General features: G+C 71.7%; 8 protein-coding genes. 5 read left to right on the top strand and 3 right to left on the bottom strand.

The genetic code is table 11. The features are described 5' to 3' along the window. Positions 1-167: 167 nt before the first annotated feature. Positions 168-3698, top strand: a complete 3531-nt coding sequence (mfd, locus tag ACFVIM_RS19265) for a transcription-repair coupling factor (protein WP_384302696.1) — start codon at positions 168-170, stop codon at positions 3696-3698. A 599-nt stretch (positions 3699-4297) separates the two neighbouring features. On the opposite strand, the gene ACFVIM_RS19260 is transcribed toward mfd, so the two are convergent. Then, positions 4298-5083: a DUF4190 domain-containing protein gene (locus ACFVIM_RS19260; protein WP_384302694.1), complete on the bottom strand. Its 786-nt coding sequence runs from the start codon at positions 5081-5083 to the stop codon at positions 4298-4300. Positions 5084-5415: 332 nt separating this feature from the next. Here ACFVIM_RS19260 and ACFVIM_RS19255 point away from each other — a divergent pair, with 332 nt between their 5' ends. From ACFVIM_RS19255 to ACFVIM_RS19245, 3 genes are all read left to right on the top strand, one after another. After that, a complete protein-coding gene (locus ACFVIM_RS19255) occupies positions 5416-7635 on the top strand; it encodes a class I SAM-dependent DNA methyltransferase (RefSeq protein ID WP_384302692.1) in 2220 nt (739 codons plus the stop codon). Between the two features lie 513 nt (positions 7636-8148). Continuing rightward, positions 8149-8829, top strand: a complete 681-nt coding sequence (locus ACFVIM_RS19250; RefSeq protein ID WP_384302691.1) for a hypothetical protein — start codon at positions 8149-8151, stop codon at positions 8827-8829. After that, positions 8826-10337 carry a protein kinase gene (locus ACFVIM_RS19245; RefSeq protein ID WP_384302689.1) on the top strand — a complete coding sequence of 504 codons (1512 nt, stop codon included), beginning with the start codon at positions 8826-8828 and terminating at the stop codon, positions 10335-10337. Before ACFVIM_RS19250 ends, ACFVIM_RS19245 begins: the two co-directional genes overlap by 4 nt. Before the next feature lie 15 nt (positions 10338-10352). Here the strand turns inward: ACFVIM_RS19245 and ACFVIM_RS19240 are convergent, their stop codons facing one another. Together ACFVIM_RS19240 and ACFVIM_RS19235 are read right to left on the bottom strand one after the other, a co-directional pair. Then, positions 10353-11999 carry a D-glucuronyl C5-epimerase family protein gene (locus tag ACFVIM_RS19240; RefSeq protein WP_384302687.1) on the bottom strand — a complete coding sequence of 549 codons (1647 nt, stop codon included), beginning with the start codon at positions 11997-11999 and terminating at the stop codon, positions 10353-10355. Between the two features lie 157 nt (positions 12000-12156). Further along, a complete protein-coding gene (locus ACFVIM_RS19235) occupies positions 12157-13974 on the bottom strand; it encodes a tachylectin-related carbohydrate-binding protein (RefSeq protein WP_384302685.1) in 1818 nt (605 codons plus the stop codon). 421 nt (positions 13975-14395) lie between these two features. On the opposite strand from ACFVIM_RS19235, the gene ACFVIM_RS19230 reads away from it, so the two are divergent. Then, positions 14396-20834, top strand: a 6439-nt coding sequence (locus tag ACFVIM_RS19230; RefSeq protein WP_384302683.1) for a DUF6531 domain-containing protein, incomplete at its 3' end; no start/stop codon positions are given.

The following is a 20834-nucleotide window of genomic DNA, read 5'->3' as shown; positions in this document are numbered from 1 at the left end:
CCCCCGGGCCGTGCCGTTCCCGCCCCTCCCCGGCGGGCCCGCGCGCGGCCGGTGCGACAAGGGCGCGGGGCGTAGGGTGGAAGGGCCCGGCGCGGGACGCGTCGGGCCGTTCGTGTTGCTTCGCAACGTGCCCCGCAGCGTCACTCCCGGGATGGAAGAGCCCTTTCATGAGCCTCGTCGGCCTCCTCGACGCCCTCGTATCCGACCCCGCGCTCGCCGAAGCGGTCACCGCCGCCCGGTCCGGGGGCCGCCCTCACCTCGATCTCGTCGGACCGCCCGCCGCCCGTCCCTTCACCGTCGCCGCGCTCGCCCGGGAGACCGGACGTACGGTGCTGGCCGTGACCGCCACCGGGCGGGAGGCCGAGGACCTGGCGGCGGCGCTGCGTTCGCTGCTGCCGCCGGACGGTGTGGTCGAGTACCCCTCCTGGGAGACCCTGCCGCACGAGCGGCTCTCGCCCCGCTCCGACACGGTGGGGCGGCGGCTCGCGGTGCTGCGCCGACTGGCCCACCCCTCGCCGGACGATCCACTGGCCGGGCGGGTCTCCGTGGTGGTGGCGCCGATCCGTTCCGTACTCCAGCCGCAGGTCAAGGGGCTGGGCGACCTCGTACCGGTCGAGCTGAGGACCGGAGCGAGCGCCGATCTGAACGAGACCGTCGAGGCGCTCGCGGCGGCCGCGTACTCCCGGGTCGAGCTGGTGGAGAAGCGCGGCGAGTTCGCGGTCCGGGGCGGGATCCTCGATGTCTTCCCGCCCACCGAGGAGCATCCGCTGCGGGTGGAGTTCTGGGGCGACGATATCGAGGAGATCCGTTACTTCAAGATCGCCGACCAGCGTTCCCTCGAGGTCGCCGAGCACGGTCTGTGGGCGCCGCCCTGCCGTGAGCTGCTGCTCACCGACGAGGTACGCCGCCGGGCCGCCGCCCTCGCCGAGGCCCACCCCGAACTGAACGAGCTGCTGGGCAAGATCGCCGAGGGGATCGCGGTGGAGGGCATGGAGTCCCTCGCCCCGGTCCTGGTGGACGAGATGGAACTGCTGCTCGACGTGCTTCCGGCGGGCGCGATGGCCGTGGTCTGCGACCCCGAGCGGGTCCGCACCCGCGCCGCCGACCTGGTCGCCACCAGCCAGGAGTTCCTGCACGCCTCCTGGGTGGCGAGCGCGGGCGGCGGCGAGGCCCCCATCGATGTCGGCGCGGCCTCGCTGCGGGGCATCGCGGAGGTCCGCGAGCACGCCCGGGAGCTGGGCACCATGTGGTGGTCGGTCTCCCCGTTCGCCGCCGACGAGGAGCTCTCCGACGACACCCTCACGCTGGGGATGCGCGCCCCCGAGTCCTACCGGGGCGACACCGCGCGCGCGCTCGCCGACACCAAGGGCTGGCTCGCCGACGGCTGGCGCACGGTCTATGTCACCGAGGCCCACGGCCCCGCCACCCGTACGGTCGAGGTCCTCGGTGGCGAGGGCATCCCCGCCCGCCTTGAGGCCGACCTCACCGCCCTCGCCCCCGCCGTGGTCCAGGTCGCCTGCGGCTCGATCGACCACGGGTTCGTGGACACGGCGCTGCGGCTCGCCGTCCTCACCGAGACGGATCTGTCGGGCCAGAAGGCGGCGGGCAAGGACGGTCAGCGGATGCCGACCCGGCGCCGCAAGACCATCGACCCGCTGACGCTGGAGTCCGGCGACTACATCGTGCACGAGCAGCACGGTGTGGGCCGCTATGTGGAGATGGTCCAGCGGACCGTGCAGGGCGCGACCCGGGAGTACCTGGTGGTCGAGTACGCCCCCGCCAAGCGCGGCCAGCCCGGCGACCGGCTCTACATCCCCACCGACCAGCTGGAGCAGATCACCAAGTACGTCGGCGGTGAGGCCCCCACCCTGCACCGCCTCGGCGGCGCCGACTGGACCAAGACCAAGGCGCGCGCCAAGAAGGCGGTCAAGGAGATCGCCGCCGATCTGATCAAGCTCTACTCCGCCCGGATGGCGGCCCCCGGCCACTCCTTCGGCCCGGACACCCCCTGGCAGCGGGAGCTGGAGGACGCCTTCCCGTACGCGGAGACCCCCGACCAGCTCTCCACGATCGCCGAGGTCAAGGAGGACATGGAGAAGACGGTCCCGATGGACCGGCTGATCTGCGGCGACGTCGGCTACGGCAAGACGGAGATCGCGGTCCGCGCCGCGTTCAAGGCGGTGCAGGACGGTAAGCAGGTCGCGGTCCTGGTGCCCACCACCCTGCTGGTGCAGCAGCACTTCGGGACCTTCTCCGAGCGCTACTCCCAGTTCCCGGTGAAGGTGCGCGCGCTCTCCCGCTTCCAGTCCGACACCGAGGCCCGCGCCACCCTGGAGGGGCTGACGGACGGCACCGTCGATGTCGTCATCGGCACCCACCGCCTCTTCTCCTCCGAGACCAAGTTCAAGGACCTCGGGCTGGTCATCGTGGACGAGGAGCAGCGCTTCGGCGTGGAGCACAAGGAGCAGCTGAAGAAGCTCCGCGCCAACGTGGACGTGCTCACCATGTCCGCCACCCCCATCCCGCGCACCCTGGAGATGGCGGTCACCGGCATCCGCGAGATGTCCACGATCACCACCCCGCCGGAGGAGCGCCACCCGGTCCTCACCTTCGTCGGACCGTACGAGGAGAAGCAGATCGGCGCCGCCATCCGCCGGGAACTGCTCCGCGAGGGCCAGGTCTTCTATATCCACAACCGGGTCGAGTCCATCGACCGCGCCGCCGCCCGGCTGCGGGAGATCGTGCCGGAGGCGCGGATCGCCACCGCCCACGGCCAGATGTCGGAGTCGGTGCTGGAACAGGTCGTGGTCGACTTCTGGGAGAAGAAGTTCGACGTCCTGGTCTCCACCACGATCGTGGAGTCGGGCATCGACATCTCCAACGCCAACACCCTGGTCGTGGAGCGCGGCGACAACTTCGGCCTCTCCCAGCTGCACCAGCTCCGGGGCCGGGTGGGCCGGGGCCGGGAACGCGGCTACGCCTACTTCCTCTACCCGCCGGAGAAGCCGCTGACGGAGACCGCCCACGAGCGGCTCGCCACCATCGCCCAGCACACCGAGATGGGCGCGGGCATGTATGTGGCGATGAAGGACCTGGAGATCCGGGGCGCGGGCAATCTCCTCGGCGGCGAGCAGTCCGGCCATATCGCCGGGGTCGGTTTCGATCTGTATGTACGGATGGTGGGGGAGGCCGTCGCCGACTACCGCGCCTCCCTGGAGGGCGGGGTGGAGGAGGAGCCGCCGCTTGAGGTCAAGATCGAGCTGCCGGTCGACGCGCACGTCCCGCACGACTACGCGCCCGGCGAGCGGCTGCGGCTCCAGGCGTACCGGGCCATCGCCTCGGTCAACACCGAGGAGGACATCAAGGCGGTACGGGAGGAGCTGACCGACCGTTACGGCAAGCTGCCGGAGCCGGTGGAGAACCTGCTGCTGGTGGCGGGGCTGCGGATGCTGGCCCGCTCCTGCGGGGTCGGTGAGATCGTGCTCCAGGGCTCCAACATCCGCTTCGCGCCGGTCGAGTTGCGCGAGTCGCAGGAGCTGCGGCTGAAGCGGCTGCACCCGCGCTCGGTGCTCAAGCCCGCGGCCCACCAGGTGCTGGTGCCACGGCCGACGACGGGCACGATCGGCGGGAAGCCGGTGGTGGGCCGGGAACTGCTGGCGTGGACGGGGGAGTTCCTGACGACGATCCTGGGGTCGTAGCGGTCGTAGCGGTCGTAGCGGTCGGGCGGTCCGGGGTGGGTCGCCGGTGCGGCGGGCTGGTCCCGGGGCGGCGCGCGGAGGGCTCTGACCACCGGAGGGTCTCGCGGGGCCGCGGAGCGGGCGGTGTCCCGGGGCGGCGCGCGGGGCGCCCTGGCCGCCGGGCCGTCTCGTCCGGCGGTCTCGCGGGGACGTCCTCCGGGGCGGTGCCCACCCGGTGAGCGGATGAGCCCGGTCGGCTGTCGGGCTCATCCGCGGTCGGGGCGGGCCGGACACCCTGGTCATGGCGCCCGGCCCTTGTCGGCTCACGCTACGGAGGCCCCGGGAGCGCCCCCAGGGGGCATCGAGAGCACTCCGGGGGCGTACGAAAGCGCACCACTCGCTCTGGATGCCCCTTTTTGCCCCGCCCGTTGTCCTCCCCGCCCGTTGTCCTCCCTGCCTGTTGCCCTCCCCGGTCGCTTCCCTCCCGGCTCGGGCCCACAGCCCACGGAGGCCGCCCGGTGGGGGCGGCCTCCGTGGTGGGGGCGGTCAGCGGGGACCGGCCGGACCCGGAAGGGGGCCGGGGATCACGAGGATCACGAGGATCACGAGGATCGCGGGGATCAGAGGGGAAGCTCCCACTGGGTCTCGTCGTGCATCAGACCGGGGCTCATCTCGACCGTGAGGGTCTTCGCCGCCGCCGGGGCGGAGAAGGCGTAGGTCGCCGTCGCCTTCTTGCCCGGCAGGATCGTTCCGGTGAATCCGGAGCCGGCCTTCTCGTCGAAGATCTGCTCGGCGGTGGCGCCGTCCGCCCCGGCCCGCGCGTCCGCCGTGATCAGCGTGGCCTCGAACTTCTTCGTGCCCGCGTTCTCTATGGTCACGGTCACCTGGTAGCCCTTGTTCCCCTTGGCGTGCCCGACCGCGTACTCCGACGGCTGGAAGCTCTTCGGGGCGGAGACGGTGATCTTCAGATCGTCCTTGTAGATGGCGGTCTTCCCGGGGGCGAGGACATCGTCCGTCCCCTTCTTGCCCCCGTCGTCCTTGGTCCCGGTCGGGGTGAGGGCCTTGTCGATCTCGTCCACCGCGTCGTCGACGGCCTTGAAGGTGATGACCATGCCGATCACCGAGAGGACCAGGGCCACCAGGCCCATCACGGCGCCGGTGAGGGTCACCCCTCTGTTGTTGGCCTCGCCGCGCTTGACCCGGCCGTTGCCGACCAGGCCCAGGATCACGGCGATCAGTCCGAGGATGCCCGCCATCCAGAAGAGCAGCGGGATCAGGCCCGAGAGGGCGCCGATGATGCCCAGGATCAGCGCGGCCGTCCCCAGGCCGTTGCGCATCGGGCGCGGGGCGGGCTGCCCCTGCGGCGAGGGAGCGCCGTAGGGCTGCTGGTGGGTGGAGTGGGACATGGCTGGTCCTCCCGGACTGGACTGAGAGCGGTACTGAGATCGGTGGTGCGGGTGGTGCTGAGGTCGGTACTGAGAGCGGTGCTGTGGATGGTGCTGAGAGCGGGGACGGTGCGGGACTGGATGGCCGAACGCCCGTCCGTCCGAGGGGGGTTGTGGCCCGCTCCTCGTGGTGACGGGCTCCATAAGACCAGTAACTGTGAACCGCGTCAACACTGTTCACGGTGGACGGGTTCACTCACACTGTGAAAGGGGTTCCCCTCGGTGTGGCGTTATCATCGGCGACACCATGCGGAAATGACTGACCTGCGACAACGGATGCGGAGGAGCACCAGGTGCCCGAGAACGCGAGCGAGGTCACGGCGGCCGGTATCGCCCGGCTGGCCGGGGTCGGCCGGGCCGCCGTCAGCAACTGGCGCCGCCGCCACGCCGACTTCCCCAAACCCGTCGGAGGTACCGAGACCAGCCCCTCCTTCGCCCTCACCGAGGTCGAGGAGTGGCTGCGTGCCCAGGGCAAGCTCGCCGAGGTCCCGCCACGGGAACGGGTCTGGCAGCAGCTCGCGGGCGATCCGTCGGCCGCCGCCCCCGCGCTGGTACGGACCGGCTGCGCCCTGCTGCTCCTGCGGGAGCGGCCCACGCTCTGGCAGGAACTGGCGAGGGAGGACGATCTGGCCCTGGCCCGGCTGCTGCCGACCGCCCTGGAGGGCGTGCTCGGCGGCCGGTTCGGCGACGACCGGGGCGACCTCTTCCGTACCGTGGCACGGATCGAACCCGAGGCGGTGCCGCTGATCCGCGCCGCCGTCGCGCTCGCCGCCGAGGACGGGCCGCGTGCCGTGTACGACTTCCTGCTCGGCCGTCTCCTCGACACCAGCCTGCGGCAGAACCCGCCCACCCCGGCGGGGACGGCCGCGCTGATGGCCGCGCTCGCCGCGCCCGCACCCGGTCGGACCGGCGAGAACGGCGCGACGACCGGTCGGACCGGCAATGACGGCGCGGCTGACGTGACGGGTCCGGCCGGTCCGACCGTGCTCGATCCGGCGGTCGGGGCCGGGGCGCTGCTGGCGGCCGTGGACGGGCCCGCCGTGCTCTGCGCCCAGGACAGCGACCCCGAACTGGCGGCGCTCGCCGCGCTCCGGCTGGCGCTCACCGCCGGGACGACGGTCCGGGCCGGCGCGGCGGACACCCTGCGCGCCGACGGCTTCCCCGAGCTGGCCGCCGACGCGGTCCTGTGCCACCCCCCGTTCAACGAGCGCAACTGGGGCCATGAGGAACTCGCCTACGACCCGCGCTGGGAGTACGGGCTGCCCGCCCGTACCGAGTCCGAACTGGCCTGGGTGCAGCACGCGCTCGCCCGGCTCGCCCCCGGCGGCACCGCCGTCCTGCTGATGCCGCCCGCCGCCGCCTCCCGCCGCTCGGGACGGCGGATCCGGGCCGGGCTGCTGCGGCGGGGCGCGCTGCGGGCGGTGATCGCGCTGCCGGTGGGCGCGGCGGCACCGTACGGGATCCCGCTCCATCTCTGGGTGCTGCGGGCCCCCGAGGCCGACCGGGCCCCCGCGCCCGAGCTGCTCCTGGTCGACACCGCCGCGCTGGCCCCGCCGGGCGGTGGGCGCGACCGGCTCGACCCCACCGTCCGGGGCGCGGTCCTCGACGCGTGGCGGTCCTTCGACGCCAGCGGCAGCGGCCCCGACCAGCCCGGGGTCAGCCGTTCCGTCCCCGTCATCGAACTCCTCGACGACGATGTGGACCTGGCCCCCGCCCGCCATGTGCCCCCCCTCGACCAGGGCGCGGGCGCGCATGAACTGGCCGGGCTGCGGGAGCGGCTGACCGACACCCTGCGGCTCACCATCGAACTCACCCCGGCGCCCGTCAGCCCGGGGCGGCCCACCGCCCGGCCCACCACGACGGTCGGGGAACTCGCCCGCGCGGGCGCCCTGGTGATCCACGCGGGCACGGTGGTGCCCGGACCCGCCTCCGTCCGGGAACCCGGCGTGGAAGCGGGCCGTACGGAGCCGGGGGCGGGCCATGCCTCCGTACGGCCGTCGGCGGGGACCGTCCTCACCGAACAGGACGTCCTCGCCGGAACCCACCCCTCCGCCGTCCTGACCGATGACCAGGGCGAGGAGGACCCGGTCCGGACGGCGCCGGGCGACGTGGTCGTCCCGGTCCTCGGCGGCGGCGCGGTCGTCCGGGTCGTCGACGAGGCCACGGCGGGCACGGCCCTCGGCCGCAACCTCCATCTGCTGCGCCCGGACCCGGCGGCGCTCGACCCCTGGTTCCTCGCCGGGTTCCTGCGCGGCACCGCCAACACCCGTCAGGCCAGCAGCTACGCCTCCACCGCCAGCCGCCTGGACGTCCGCCGGGTCCAGCTCCCCCGGCTCCCCCTCGCCGACCAGCGCCGCCACGGTGAGCGCTTCCGGGCCCTGGCGGCGTTCGAGGACGCGCTGCGCCAGGCGGGACGGCTGGGCGAGCGCCTGGTGCGGGGGCTGTACGACGGTCTGACGGACGGGACGGTCGGCCCGGAGCGCGAGGGCGCGGGGCAGCCGGAAACCGGCTGAGAACGAGCGGGCCGCCGCGCCCCGGACTCCGGTCCGGGACGGCGGCCCCACGCGTGGCGACGGGGAACCGACCCGGGGACGGCGTCGGTTTCGCGAGGCACGGCTTCGAGGGTCCGGAGTCCGAGAGGTATCCGAGAGGCATCCGAGAAACACGGGTCCGAGAGGGAGAGGCCAAGGCTCCGGGTCCGAGGGGTCCGGGCCGGGTGCGCAGAGGGCGGCGGGTACCCGTGGGGCCGGGCGTTACCCCCCGATCCCCGCGAAGGTCACCGTGTCCGTACAACCCTGGGGCCCGGCGCGGTGTCGGTGTATACGCTCGTCCTCCACCATCCGTCACGTATCTCGCCATATCCCACCCCAGACCGGCACGTTATCCCTCACCTCGTGCCACACACCGGCAATACGCATCCATCACGCACCAACCGCACCGCCCGCTCAGCAGCGGCCGACGGCGCCCCGTCGGCCATCCCGCCCCACCAGGCTCTCCGCCTCGTCCCCAGGCACACAGGAGCAGTGATGCACGGCCCCGGCTACGCCCCGCAGCCCCCCGATCCCTTCCCGGCACCGGTCCCGACACAGGCACACGCACACGCACCGGCACCGGCGCGGCCACCCGCGCTCGCCACCCTGATCGCTCTCCGGGTGGTCTTCGTGGTGCTCGCGATGGGCAGTCTCGGCCTGCTCGCCTGGGGCACGGTGCTGCGGGTCGCGATCCTGCGCGGCCGACGGCTGGACTGGGCGCTCTTCTGGATCACGCTGGTGCTCGCAGTCGTGTCCCTGGTCGTGATCGGCGAGTTCAGTACGGCCGGGGAGGAGCCGGCTCCGCAGAGCAAGGCCACTCCGCTCGACATGGTGATGGTGGGGTGCCTGGTCGTGGTGGCGATCGGGGTGCCCGTCTACTTCCTGCTGGCGGACATCCGCCACTTCCAGCGGCCCACGGGCGCGGGCCCGTTCCCGTACGCCCCGTACGCCGTGCCGCCGTCGCCGGGACCGCTGGCGGCCACGGCGCTCCTGACGAACCCGCTGCCGCCGCCCCCGTCCGTACCGCCCGTGCCGCCGCAGGGGTTCGGCCCGCCGACGGCGTACGGATATCCCCCGCCCCTCGCCACCCCGCCCCCGGAGAAGCCCCGCATCGACCAGGTGCGCGCCGAGCTGGACGAGCTGAGCGACTACCTCCGCAGGGAGCGCGACCGGTGAACGGACGGATCGTCGCCGGGCGGTACGAGCTCTCCACCGTCATCGGCCGTGGTGGCATGGGCCAGGTGTGGACCGGCTACGACCGGCGGCTCGACCGCAGGGTCGCCGTCAAACTGCTGCGGCCCGACCATATGGCCGCCGCCGGGACCGGCGCCGACGAGCTGCGCCGCCGCTTCATCCGCGAGTGCCGGGTGACCGCGCAGGTCACCCATCCCGGGCTGGTCACCGTGCACGACGCGGGCAGCGACGGGGACGACCTCTATCTGGTGATGCAGTACGTCGAGGGCGCCGACCTCGCCGACCACCTCGCCGAACACGAGCCCTACCCCTGGCCGTGGGCGGTCTCCGTCGCGGCCCAGCTGTGCGGGGTGCTCGCCGCCGTCCATCTGGTCCCGATCATCCACCGTGACCTCAAGCCCCGGAACGTGATGGTGAAACCGGACGGCACCCTCACCGTGCTGGACCTCGGCGTGGCCTCCGTGATCGACACCGACACCACCCGCCTCACCCACACCGGCTCACCCATCGGCAGCCCCGCCTATATGGCGCCCGAGCAGGCGATGGGCGGCGCGGTCGGCCCGTACACCGATCTCTACGCCCTCGGTGTGCTCCTGCACGAACTCCTCAGCGGCGCCGTCCCGTTCACCGGCCCGACCGCGCTCGGTGTGCTCCACCGCCATCTGTACGAGCCACCGCTGCCGGTACGCCGGATCCGCCCCGAGATACCCGAGGAACTGGAGGCCCTCGTCCTGCGGCTGCTCGCCAAGGACCCCCAGCACCGCCCCTCGGGAGCGCACGAGGTCTACACGGCGCTGGCCCCGCTGCTGCCCGGCACACCCGAGCCTCGGGGCCCACTCGACCCGACCCGGCCCTTTCTGCGGCCCTTCGCCCCCTGGCCCGACCGCCCGACGGCCCCGGCGCCGGGCACCGGGTCCCCCGTCTCCGTACCGAGACTGGATATCGCGGCCACCGTCGACGAGGTCAAACGCCTCCTCGGCGAAGGCAGCATCACCCAGGCCGTCGACATGCTCGGCGCGATCCTGCCGACCGCCGCCGCCGAACACGGCGCACACTCCCCGGTGGTGCGGATCCTGCGCAAGCAGTACGCGACGACCCTGATGGACGACGGCCAGTACCGCCGCGCCCTGCCCGAACTCCGCCGCCTCGCCGACGAACGCGCGGCGGAGGCCGGCCCGGCCGACCCGGTCGCCCTCCAGTTCCGCCAGGACGCGGCCCACTGCCTCGAACAACTCGGCGACCCGGCCGCCGCCCTCACCGAGTACCGCGCCCTCCTCCCCTTCTTCGACCACACCCCCGACCCGGCCCCCGCCTTCGACATCCGCCACCGCACGGGCCAACTCCTCCTCGCCCTCGGCGACCACACGGAGGCCCGCCACACCCTGGAACTCCTCCTCACCGACGTGGACCGGGCCTACGGCCCCTACCACCCGCTGGCGAGCGAGCTGCGGAGGGTGCTCACCCACCAGAGCAGGGTGCACGGGAGGTGAGGGTGGGGGCGCCGGTCAGCGGCCGTCGCTCCGGACATGGGAGCTGGGCGCCCAGAACCCCGTGAGGGGTCCGGCGGTGATCCGCACCATCGGGCGGCCGTTGACGATCGAGCGGCGGTCGAAGGGCGCCGCGGAGTCATGGGGGAACGACACGGTACGGATGCCGGTGATCGTCCCGTCGGCGGCGACCTTGTGGCACTCGACGCTGACCTGGGCGGGGAAGGTGGCGGTCCGCCGGGGCGCGTACACCGAGCGGAACCACTCGCCGCGGAGGTAGACCCGGGGGTAGAACTCGGGTACGTACCAGCCCTGGTAGGCCCCGCTGGAGATCAGGTAGTGCACGCCACCACCCTTGATCCGGGTCCGGTGGGAGGCGGTGGCCGCGGTGTCACGGCTGAAGGTGACGGCCCTGCTGGCGGTGACGGCCCCGGAGGCGCTGAACCGGTAGAGCGTGTACCGCCCGGCGGCGAGGCTGATGGTGCCGCCGCCGGCGCCCAGCTTCGGATGGGGGTGGTCGTCCATCAGGACATCGGAGAGGTGGGCGAGCCGCACGCTGCCGGAGAGCCAGTGGAGCTGGCGCAGCAGATTGATGTGGACGGGATGGTAGGAGGCGGTCGGAATCTGGTGGGTCAGGCAGTAGTCGGAGAGCCAGCCCTTGTTCCGCATCGCCGCGAAGTAGACGTCGAGCGCGGTCAGCGCGCCGTCGAAGAGCCGCTCGGCGAGTGCGTTCCCGGTGAGCTGGACGTAGTCCCAGAGCCCGAGCGCCGCGAACATATAGCCGTTGTACGTGTAGTCCGAGGTGCCCGGCGGGTCCATCGGGTACTCATGGATCCATAGATATCCGGCACCGTCGCGCGCCGTGACCCAGGGTTTGCGGGGACCGGCCTTCAGCAGCGAGGCGAACGCGCCGTCGGCCGCGGCGCGGTAGCGTGCGCGCTCGGTCGCGTCGACCGCGGGTAACTCGATCAGCTGCGCGAAGAGGCTGAGGGCCTCTCCCTGGGCCATCCCCGAGTACCAGGGCGCCCGGTAGGCGAGCCCGGTGTGCACGGCGTGCGCCCAGTCGAAGGGGTAGGGGAACCACCAGGCGCCGCGTGCCTCGATGCGCCGGTCGATCAGCCGCTTGGCCTGGGCCCGGGCCCGGTTGAGATAGAAGAGGTCACCGGTCCGCCGATAGCTGGTGATGTTCTGGAGCCCGAACTGGATCTGCCCCACCGGATGGTCGTACAACCGACCGTCCAGCTCGAACATCCGCACTCCGTGGATGTCGTGCGGCGCGGTGTCCACGCGCGGCGCGTCCCGGTCCCGCCACGGCCTCAGCACGTCCCGTACCGACCGCGCGCAGCGGTACCCCGACGTCTTGAATGTGAACGGCGCCTCGGCGGGGATGCCCCGGGCCGCCGCTCGGGCGTCGACGGGTCCCCGGGCATAGGGGATCCGCGTACCGGCCGGAGGGGCGGTGGCCCGCCCCTCCTGGAGTGGGTCGGGCAGTGGCGGCACGGGCAAGGCGGGCTCGGCGAGGTGACCCGGCCCCGCCGGGCGGCCCCCAAGGAGTGAGGCTGTGAGGTCGTCCAGAGCGTGGGCGGCCGTACCGCCGAGGACGAGCGCGCTGGCTCCGGTCGCGGTGCTGAGGGCGAGGAAACGTCTGCGGTCGGGTGTGGGCACGGGTGTCTCCGGGGTCGGTGTGGATATGTGGAAGGGGTGCGCGGCAGCGAGGCACGGAAGCCCTGGTCCGCGCGGGAAGGAGGAGCCGGGGGGCCGCCGGGCCGTACCGGAGGGTGCCGGGGCGGATGGCAGCCGCCGCCCCGGCACCCAGGGAATGTCAGCCCAGCCGGACGGGGCGCGAGAAGGTGGGCGCGCCGCCCGCGCCCCCGGGGGTCTCGTTGACCTGGGCCAGGTACGACACGTCATTGAGATCGCGGTAGACGAAGGCCCACGCCGCACCCGACGGCCGGTAGACGAAAGCCGTGGGGGAGGTCACGCCCGCGAAGGCGGAGGCCCGGCGCCAGGGCCGCCACTGGTCGCTTCCGGCGCGGGTCTCCCCGGTGACGTAGTAGCGGCTGTCGGCACCGCGGACCACGACCTGGATCTGACCGGTGACCGGTGACTGGAGGCCGGTCGGGGATCCCTTGACCTCCAGTGTCGCCGGGCCGTCAGGCAGCGGTTCGGTCGCGGCGGGGATGGTCCGCCAAGCGCCGAAGGGCTCTTCCGGCCTGGTCTGCGCGGTGGTGACGACACCGTCGCCACTGGTGGCGAAGATGCGGATCAGATCACCGGAGTACCGCACGATGGCGGGGTTGCCGGTGACGGTCTGGGTGCCCACGGGTGACCAGTCGGAGAGCGTACGGTTCGGCGAGAACAGGGCCGTGGCGAGGGTTCCGTCCTTCTTCTTCGCCGTCAGATGGATACCGCTGCTCAGGGGCACGGCCGTCAGCGCCCCGTCGATGGAGGAGCCCGGCAGCCTCTTCCAGCCGAGGAACGGTCCGTTCTCCCGGGCCTGGATCCGGTACCAGGGCCTGCCGTCGTCCACGGCGAACTGGGCGATCAGCCCGGTCGTCGGCATGGTGCCGCTCACCACGCGTGCGGCCATCGCCCCCGCCAGATCGTTCCAGCCGGACCAGGTGGGACCGTTGGGGGCGGACTGGTCGCGCTGGAGGACGCTGCCGTCGACCCGCTGCGCCAGGATCGTGACGCGACCGTCACGCTGTTCGGTGATCGCGGGCTGGCCCGCGAACGTGTTCCCTTCGTTGAGTTGTGTCCACCGCACGCTGTCGAGGTCCGCCATATCGGCCCGGCCGTGGGAGAGCAGACCGGTGTTGTTGGTGTAGGCGAACTCCAGCTTTCCCGCCGAGGAGGCGAAGACGGTGGTCCGGCTGTTCTGGGCGGTCGGGACCTGGGGCGCCGCGGGGGTGTGGTCGCTCAGCAGCCGGCAGTTGTCGGGCCGTGAGGTCACGTTGTCGAAGGCGTGCCAGCCGCCCGCCGCCACCGGCTTGGCGGCCACCGGCCAGGTGTCGGTCCGTTCGTCGTAGCGGTAGTAGAGCGCCTCGCCGTTGGTGCGCACCGCGACCAGGGTGTCCCCGCCCCCGGCCGTGAACGTCTTGAAGTTCCCCCAGGCGGCCTCGCCGACCAGGACGTGGCGCTCGATCCAGCGCTGGCTCCTGACGTCGTAGCGGGAGCGGAACAGTCGCCCGTCGGTGTGCCTGCCGAAGAGGACCCCCGCGTCCCCCGCGGTGATCAGGTCATAGCGGTCCCACCCGGTGTCCAGGGTGCCCAGCGAGCGCAGCCCGCCGGTGGGGCCGAGGTCGGGGTCATAGGTGTAGGCGTAGAGCTGGCCGAGGTTATCGGCCACCCAGAGGTGTCCTGTTCGGTCAATCGTGGCCTGCTCCCGGTCGGCCGCGTTACCGAGCCAGCCGAGGTGGTCGCTGATCTTCTTGAGGCCCACATTCCACGTTCCGCTTTCGGTCCGGTGGGCGTAGTAGGTGCCGGTGGACTTGAAGGCGAGGAACTCGCCACGCGGTCCGGCGAGCACCTTGCCGAAGGAGCCCCATCCCGCGCCGGCCTTCTGGTATCCGGAGAAGGTGGATCCGGCGAGCGGACCGTCCATCGTGTACTGGAGTAAGTCTCCCGGTGCGTTGGTCACATACGTACGGGCGTTCGTGCCGCAGGCGGCGGATTCCGCCGCGTGGGCCGGAGCCGGAATCGCCCATAGCAGTGACAGAGCGCACACGCCAATGGGTGTCCAACGGCGGCGTGTCTGACGGTGGTTGGCTGACATCTCGTCTTGTCCCCCTGTGTCGAGGTCGGTTGGATGGCGGAACACACCTCAGCCATTACGTGACGTGAAGTCACTGTTAGTAACCTTCCGGTACACTAATCGCACTTCAGTTCGAATCGCTAGCCCCATTGGCGACATTGATTCCCGCTTATCACTTCTGCTCAAGGGGGATGATCTAGTGTTCCTGAGACGTTCCTATGGCTCCCCGGCCGGGCCTCGATATCGACCATGGGCTCGTGCGGTCGGACTGCTCGTAGCCCTGGTGATCGCAACGGGGTTACTCTCCGTGTCAGGTCAGGGCTACGCGCTCTTAGTCGAGCCCCTCGCCGCGGCGAAGGGGCCCACCCAGCACTGGGGCAGCGCGGAAGGGCGCGACCACCTCGTGGACGGACCGCGCAACACGGAGGCGCCGCCGTCCCTGCGGTCGAGATATCCGCTCACCCTGCCACCCGTGACCCGCCCCGGCGCCCCGCGGAACACCGTGCGGGTCGCCGCACCGCCCGCCGTCGCCCCGGTGTCCGGCTTCAGCCGGGCCACCAGCCGGGAGATCGTCGCGGAACGGGACCAGCACAGCCGTACGTACGCCAACGAGGACGGCACCCGCACCACCGAGATCGCCCCGAGTCCGCTCAACTACCGCGACCGCGGCGGTGACTGGAGGCCGGTCGACAGTCGGCTGGTCCGTTCGGGCGGCGGCTGGAGCAACGCCGCCGATATCGTGGATGTCACCCTCGCCGGGCGCGCGGACAGCGCCCGCCTCGCCGAGCTCACCTTCCCCACCGGCGAGTCTCTCGCCTACGGTCTGAGCGGTGCCGCCGCCGTCCCCGGCGCGTCCCGGGGGCACCGGATCACCTACGTCGGGGTCCTGCCCGACACCGACCTCTGGCTGGACTCCCAGGCGGGCGGCGTCAAGGAGACCCTGGTCCTGCGCTCGCCCAGGTCCCCACGGGACTTCGTCTTCCCGCTCGCCCTCACCGGTCTGACCGCGCGAGCCAGCGGCGGGACCATCGTCCTCGCCGATGGAGAGGGCCGGGCCAAGGCGACCATCCCCGCCGGCTACCTCATCGATGCCAAGGGTGCTGTCTCCCGCGCCGTACGGTACGAACTGACCGGGCCGCAGAGCCGCCAGAGCCTGCGGGTGAGCATCGACAACGGCTGGCTCGACCACCCCGACCGGGCCTTCCCGGTCCAGGTCGACCCCTCCGTCGAGGCCAGCGCCGCCACCCAGGGCATCTACGTCACCAAGACCGGGGCCACCTCGGGCGCCAGCGAACTCCACGTCGGCAAGGACACCGCCGCCTACCTCGGCTTCCCCGGCCTGGACGAGAAGCTGCGCCGCCACCGGATCTTCGGCGCCCAGCTCCAGCTGGTCAACTTCGACTCCAACACCTGCAAACCCCGCCCGCTCACCGTCCACCCGGTGACCCAGGCCTGGAGCCAGAGCACCACGACCCCCTACCCGGGCCCGTCCGTCGGCTCCACGCTGACCAGCAAGTCCTTCAATCACGGCTATATCGCCTTCGGGAGTTCATCGTCCCGCTGCCCCGCCTCCGCCGAACTGCTCAACCTCGGCAAGGCGGGCCGCGATCTCGTACAGCGCTGGGCCGACGGGGCCCAGGCCAACCACGGACTCTCGCTGCGCGCCCCCGGGACGGACTTCCGCTCCTTCAAGCGGCTGACGGGCCACTCCACGGCGAACCCGCCACGGCTCTACGTCACCCACTCGCCCTACAGCGCCGGCTACGCCTTCCCCAAGCCGGTCCCCGACCCGCCGGTGCTCCAGAACCAGGCGGGCCGGGTGAAGGTCACCGTCACCAACAAGGGCGCCGAGACCTGGACGCCGAGCACCTACTACCTCGCGTACCGCGCCTTCGACACCAAGGGCAAGATCGTCGCCCAGCAGCGCTCCGGCGCACTTCCGGGCCATGTCGCCCATGGGGCCAGGGCCACGGTGGACGCGACCATCAAACCCCTCAAACCGGGCGTCTACCTGCTCGACTTCACCATGGTCCGGCAGGGCGGCAAGGTCTTCACCGATGAACAGGTCCCGCCGGGCCGGCTGGTGATCCAGGTCTTCGATATCGCCCCGGTGGTCAAGGAGCAGTTCCCGCCCAACGGCTACCAGGCCGAGACCCTCACCCCCCAGCTCTGGGCCCGTGGCGTCGACGTCGACGCCCCAGCGGGCTCCGCGCTCCAGTACAAGTACGAGATCTGTGAGGCGGACAAGGCGGGCAAGCCGATCAACTGCACCACCTCCGCCTACCAGGGCTCCTCCGCGTATCCCGTACCAGTGGGACGGCTGAAATGGGGCACCACCTATCTGTGGCGCGGCTTCGTCAAGGACGCCGCCAACGAGGTCCCCACGACCAGGGTCGCCCTGATCGCCACCGTCCCCCAGCCCGAGATCACCTCCCGGCTCACCGAGGCCAAGGACCGCGAGTTCGACCCGAACGCTGGCAATTTCTCCACCTCGGCGATCGACGCCTCGCTGACCGGCATCGGGCCCGACATGACGCTCACCCGCACCTACAACAGCCTCGATCCCCGGCGTGACCTCGCCTTCGGCGCGGGCTGGTCGACCCGGTACGACATGCGGCTCACCCCGGACGGCGACGGCAGCGGCAATGTCGTCATCCGCTACCCCGACGGCCAGGACGTCCGCTTCGGCCGCAACGCCGACGGCACCTACGCGCCCCCGCCCGGCCGCTACGCCAAGCTCACCCAGGACACCGCTCTCGGCACCTACAAACTCCAGGACAAGTCCGGCACCACCTACGACTTCAGTACCAGTGGACTGCTCACCAGGGTCACCGACCGCTTCTCCAAGAGCGTCACCCACACCTACAGCGGCGGGCGTCTCGCCAGCGCCGTCAACGACCGCAACGGCCGCGCGCTGTACTTCACCTGGACCGGCTCCCATGTCACCAAGGTCTCGACCAATTCCGTCGACGGCGCCCCCCTCAGCTGGAGCTACACCTACACCGGTGACGTACTGGACAAGGTCTGCGACCCGAACGGCGGCTGTACCCAGTACGGCTACGACACGGGCAGCCACTACGCCACCACCGTGATGGACTCCCGCCCCGCCTCCTACTGGCGCTTCGACGAGGAAGAGGGCACCGCCGCCAACAGCGGGGTCGGCGCCAACCTCGGCAAGGACCGGGGCACCTACGACACGGTGACCCTCAAGGCGCCCACCGCGATCACCGGCGATATCGGGACGGCCGTCCGTTTCGATGGCTGGGCCTCCCGCGCGGACATCCCGCCGGGCACGGTCAACAAGAGCCGTGACGTCGCCGTGGAGGTGTGGTTCAGGACCGCGCCCGGCGGCGTCGGCGGCCCGCTCGTCGGTTACCAGAACAAGGCGTGGGGCAGTACGCCCGGCGTCGGCGTGCCCACGCTCTACGTCGGCACGGACGGTTTCCTGCGCGGCCAGTTCTGGACCGGCGCCGTCGAACCCATCACCGACCGCACCGAGCTCGCCAACGACGGGCGGTGGCACCACGCGGTGCTCTCCGCCTCAGGCTCCACCCAGTCCCTCTACCTCGACGGCAAGCTCGTCGGCACCCTCAGCGGGAAGCAACTGGTCAGTGGCGAGCTGAAGTTCAACCAGATCGGCGCGGCCCACGCCACCACGCCCGCCGCCTGGCCCGGCTGGGGCACCAAGGGACCCAAGTCCTTCGACGGTGTCCTGGACGAGATCGCCGTCTACCACCACCCGCTCGGGCCCGCGGCGGTCACCGCCCACCACCGGGAGGGCACCCGCGCCGCCCAGCTCCTCACGCGTACCACCCTCCCCTCGGGCCGGATCGCCTCCGAGGTGAGCTACGACGTCTCCCGGGACCGGGTGGAGGAGTACACCGACCGCCACGGCGGTACCTGGAAGGTCGGGACGCCCGTCCTCTACGGAGGCGACCGTGACCTGCGGCGGACCGTCGAGGTCCGCGACCCGCTGGACGCCCGCTACTTCTACGAGTACGACGGGCTCTCCTCCCGGCTGCTGCGCTACGGGGAACCGACCGGGCTCACCGCCAGACCCCCGGCCACCCCGACGCCCACACCCACGCCGACCCCGACCGAGATCTGCACCACGCCCGACCCGGGGGACCCCCAGTTCTGCACCTCGCCCATCGGTGGGGGCAACGGAGTGCCCGACTTCGTGACGATCCCGCTGGAAGGCGTCGCGATCCGCTCGTTCACCTACGACGACAACGGCTTCCAGACCGGTATCACCAGCGAGAACGGGACCAAGGTCACCTTCGCCCACGACGACCGCGGCAATGTCGTCAGCCGTACCACCTGCCGCACGGCCCAGGACTGCCAGACCACCCACACCAGCTACCCGGCCACCGCCGACGGCTTCGACCTGCGCTCCGACCAGCCGACGGCCACCCTCGACGGCCGCTCCAGCGGACCCACCGACGACCGCTACCGCATCCGGTACACCTACAGCGCCCACGGGTCGCTGCTCACCCAGACCGCACCCGACGGCGGCACCGTACGGAACGAGTACTCCTCCGGTGCCGAACCCGCCGAGGACACCGGGACCGTCCCCAGCGGACTGCTGATCTCCACCGCCGAACCCCTCGGCAAGATCACCCGCTACGGCTACTACCGCAACGGGGACCTCGCCACCGTCACCGAGCCCTCCGGGCAGACCACCCGGTACACCTACGACACGCTGGGCCGCAAACTCACCGAGACGGTGGTCTCCGACGCCCAGCCCAAGGGCGTGACCACCACCCACACCTACGACAAGCTCTCGCGGACCGCCTCCGTCACCGAACCCGCCGCCACCAACGTCATCACCAGGGGCAAGCACCAGGAGCGGACCACCAGCACCTACGATCCCGACGGCAACGTCGTCCGTACGGAGGTCTCCGACCTGCTCGGCGGGGACGCCTCCCGGGTGATGACCTTCGAGCTGGACGACCACGGCCGTCCGGAGCGGGTCACCGACGCGGAGGGCGGCGAGACCACCTACGGCTATGACCTCCTCGGCAACAAGAGCTGGATGGTCGACGCCAACAACAACCACTTCTCCTACGCCTACACCGCGCGCAACATGATGGCCGAGACCCGGCTGCGCGACTGGTCCGACGACGGCGGCGGCAACGACTACACGGTGCTCCAGTCCTACGCGTACGACCACGGGGGCCGGGTCAGGCGCCACACCGACTCCATGGGGCGCACCCTCCTCTACCAGTACTACGACGACGACCTGCTCAAGTCCGTGACCATGGAGGGCTTCCGCGACCCCGACGGCACCAAGCGGAACTACGTCGTGGAGACCAACACCTACGACGACGCCGGGCACCTGCTCACCGAGACGGGCGCCAACGGCAAGGTCGCCAGCGCGTACTCCTACGACGCCGTCGGCCGCGTGCTCACCGAGGCGCAGGGCCCCAGCGGGCTCCAGCGGCGCACCCGCTATACCTACGACGTCGCGGGCCAGGTGCAGACCACCTCCTCCAGCGGTGACACCTCCAACGTCCCCTGGCCCACCCCGGTCACCTCGGAGACCGTGGCCTACCAGTACGACAAGGCGGGGAACACCACCCACGAGACCATCGTCAACGGCACCGACCCGCGCACCACGGTCCACACCTACGACCAGCGGGGTATCACCACCTCCACCACCGACCCGGCGGGCCGCACCACCGAGTTCGTCCACGACGAGCTGGGGCGCCCCGTCACCGTCCGGTCCCCACAGGCCGCGAGCGAGTCGAACGGCTCGGCCCCCGTGGCCTCCCGGCCCACCACCCACACCGGCTATGACGCCTTCGGCGGGGTCAGCGAGACCACCGACGCCCTGGGCAACACCACCCGCACCACCTACAACCGGCTCGGCCGGGCGGCCTCCGTCGCCGGGCCCGCCTACACCCCGCCCGGCGCCACCCAGCCACTCACCCCGACCGTCCGCCACACCTATGACGACCTCGGGAACCTGAAGGAGACCACCGACCCCGAGGGCCGGGTCACCCAGTACAGCTACGACCGCCAGAACCGGCTGACCACCAAGGACGTGCCCGTCGGCACCGCCGAGGAGCGCGGCAAGTGGCGCTACCGCTACACCCGCACCGGACAGGTCCTCTCCGTCACCGACCCGACCGGCGCGCGCGCCGAGGCCACCTACGACGACCTGGACCGCCCGGTCACCAACACCCGGATCGAGCGCAGACCGCAGCCGGGCTCCTTCACCATCCAGCACCAGTACGACGACGCGGGCAACGTGGTGCGGCAGGTCTCGCCCAGCGGCGCCGTCAGCGCGTTCGGCTATGACGCGCTCGGACAGATGACGAGGATGACCGAGCCCTCGGGCGCGCTGACCCAGTTCGGATACGACCTGATGGGCCGCGAGATCCGCCGTACCGACGGTCTCGGCCGCACCTCAGCCAAGGAGTACGACCTCCTGGGCCGGCTCGTGGAGGACATCGACCGCGACCCGCAGAACACCCGCATCCGCACGGCCACCTACAGCTATGACAAGGCGGGCAACCTCGTCGGCGCCACCGACCCGCTCGGCCGCACCACGAGCTACGACTACGACACGCTGGACCGGCTCACCAGCCAGACCGAGCCCGTCACGGCCATCCGTTCGCTCACCACGTCCTTCGGCTACGACGCCCAGGGCAACCGGACCCGCTACACCGACGGCCGGGGCAACCGGACGCTGTTCACCCATAACGCGCTGGGGCTGCCGGAGTCGGTGATCGAACCGTCGA

Origin of the sequence: Streptomyces sp. NPDC057638 (assembly GCF_042800315.1) — a bacterium.
Taxonomy (GTDB): Bacteria; Actinomycetota; Actinomycetes; order Streptomycetales; family Streptomycetaceae; genus Streptomyces.
This window is presented reverse-complemented; position numbering and strand designations above follow the sequence as displayed.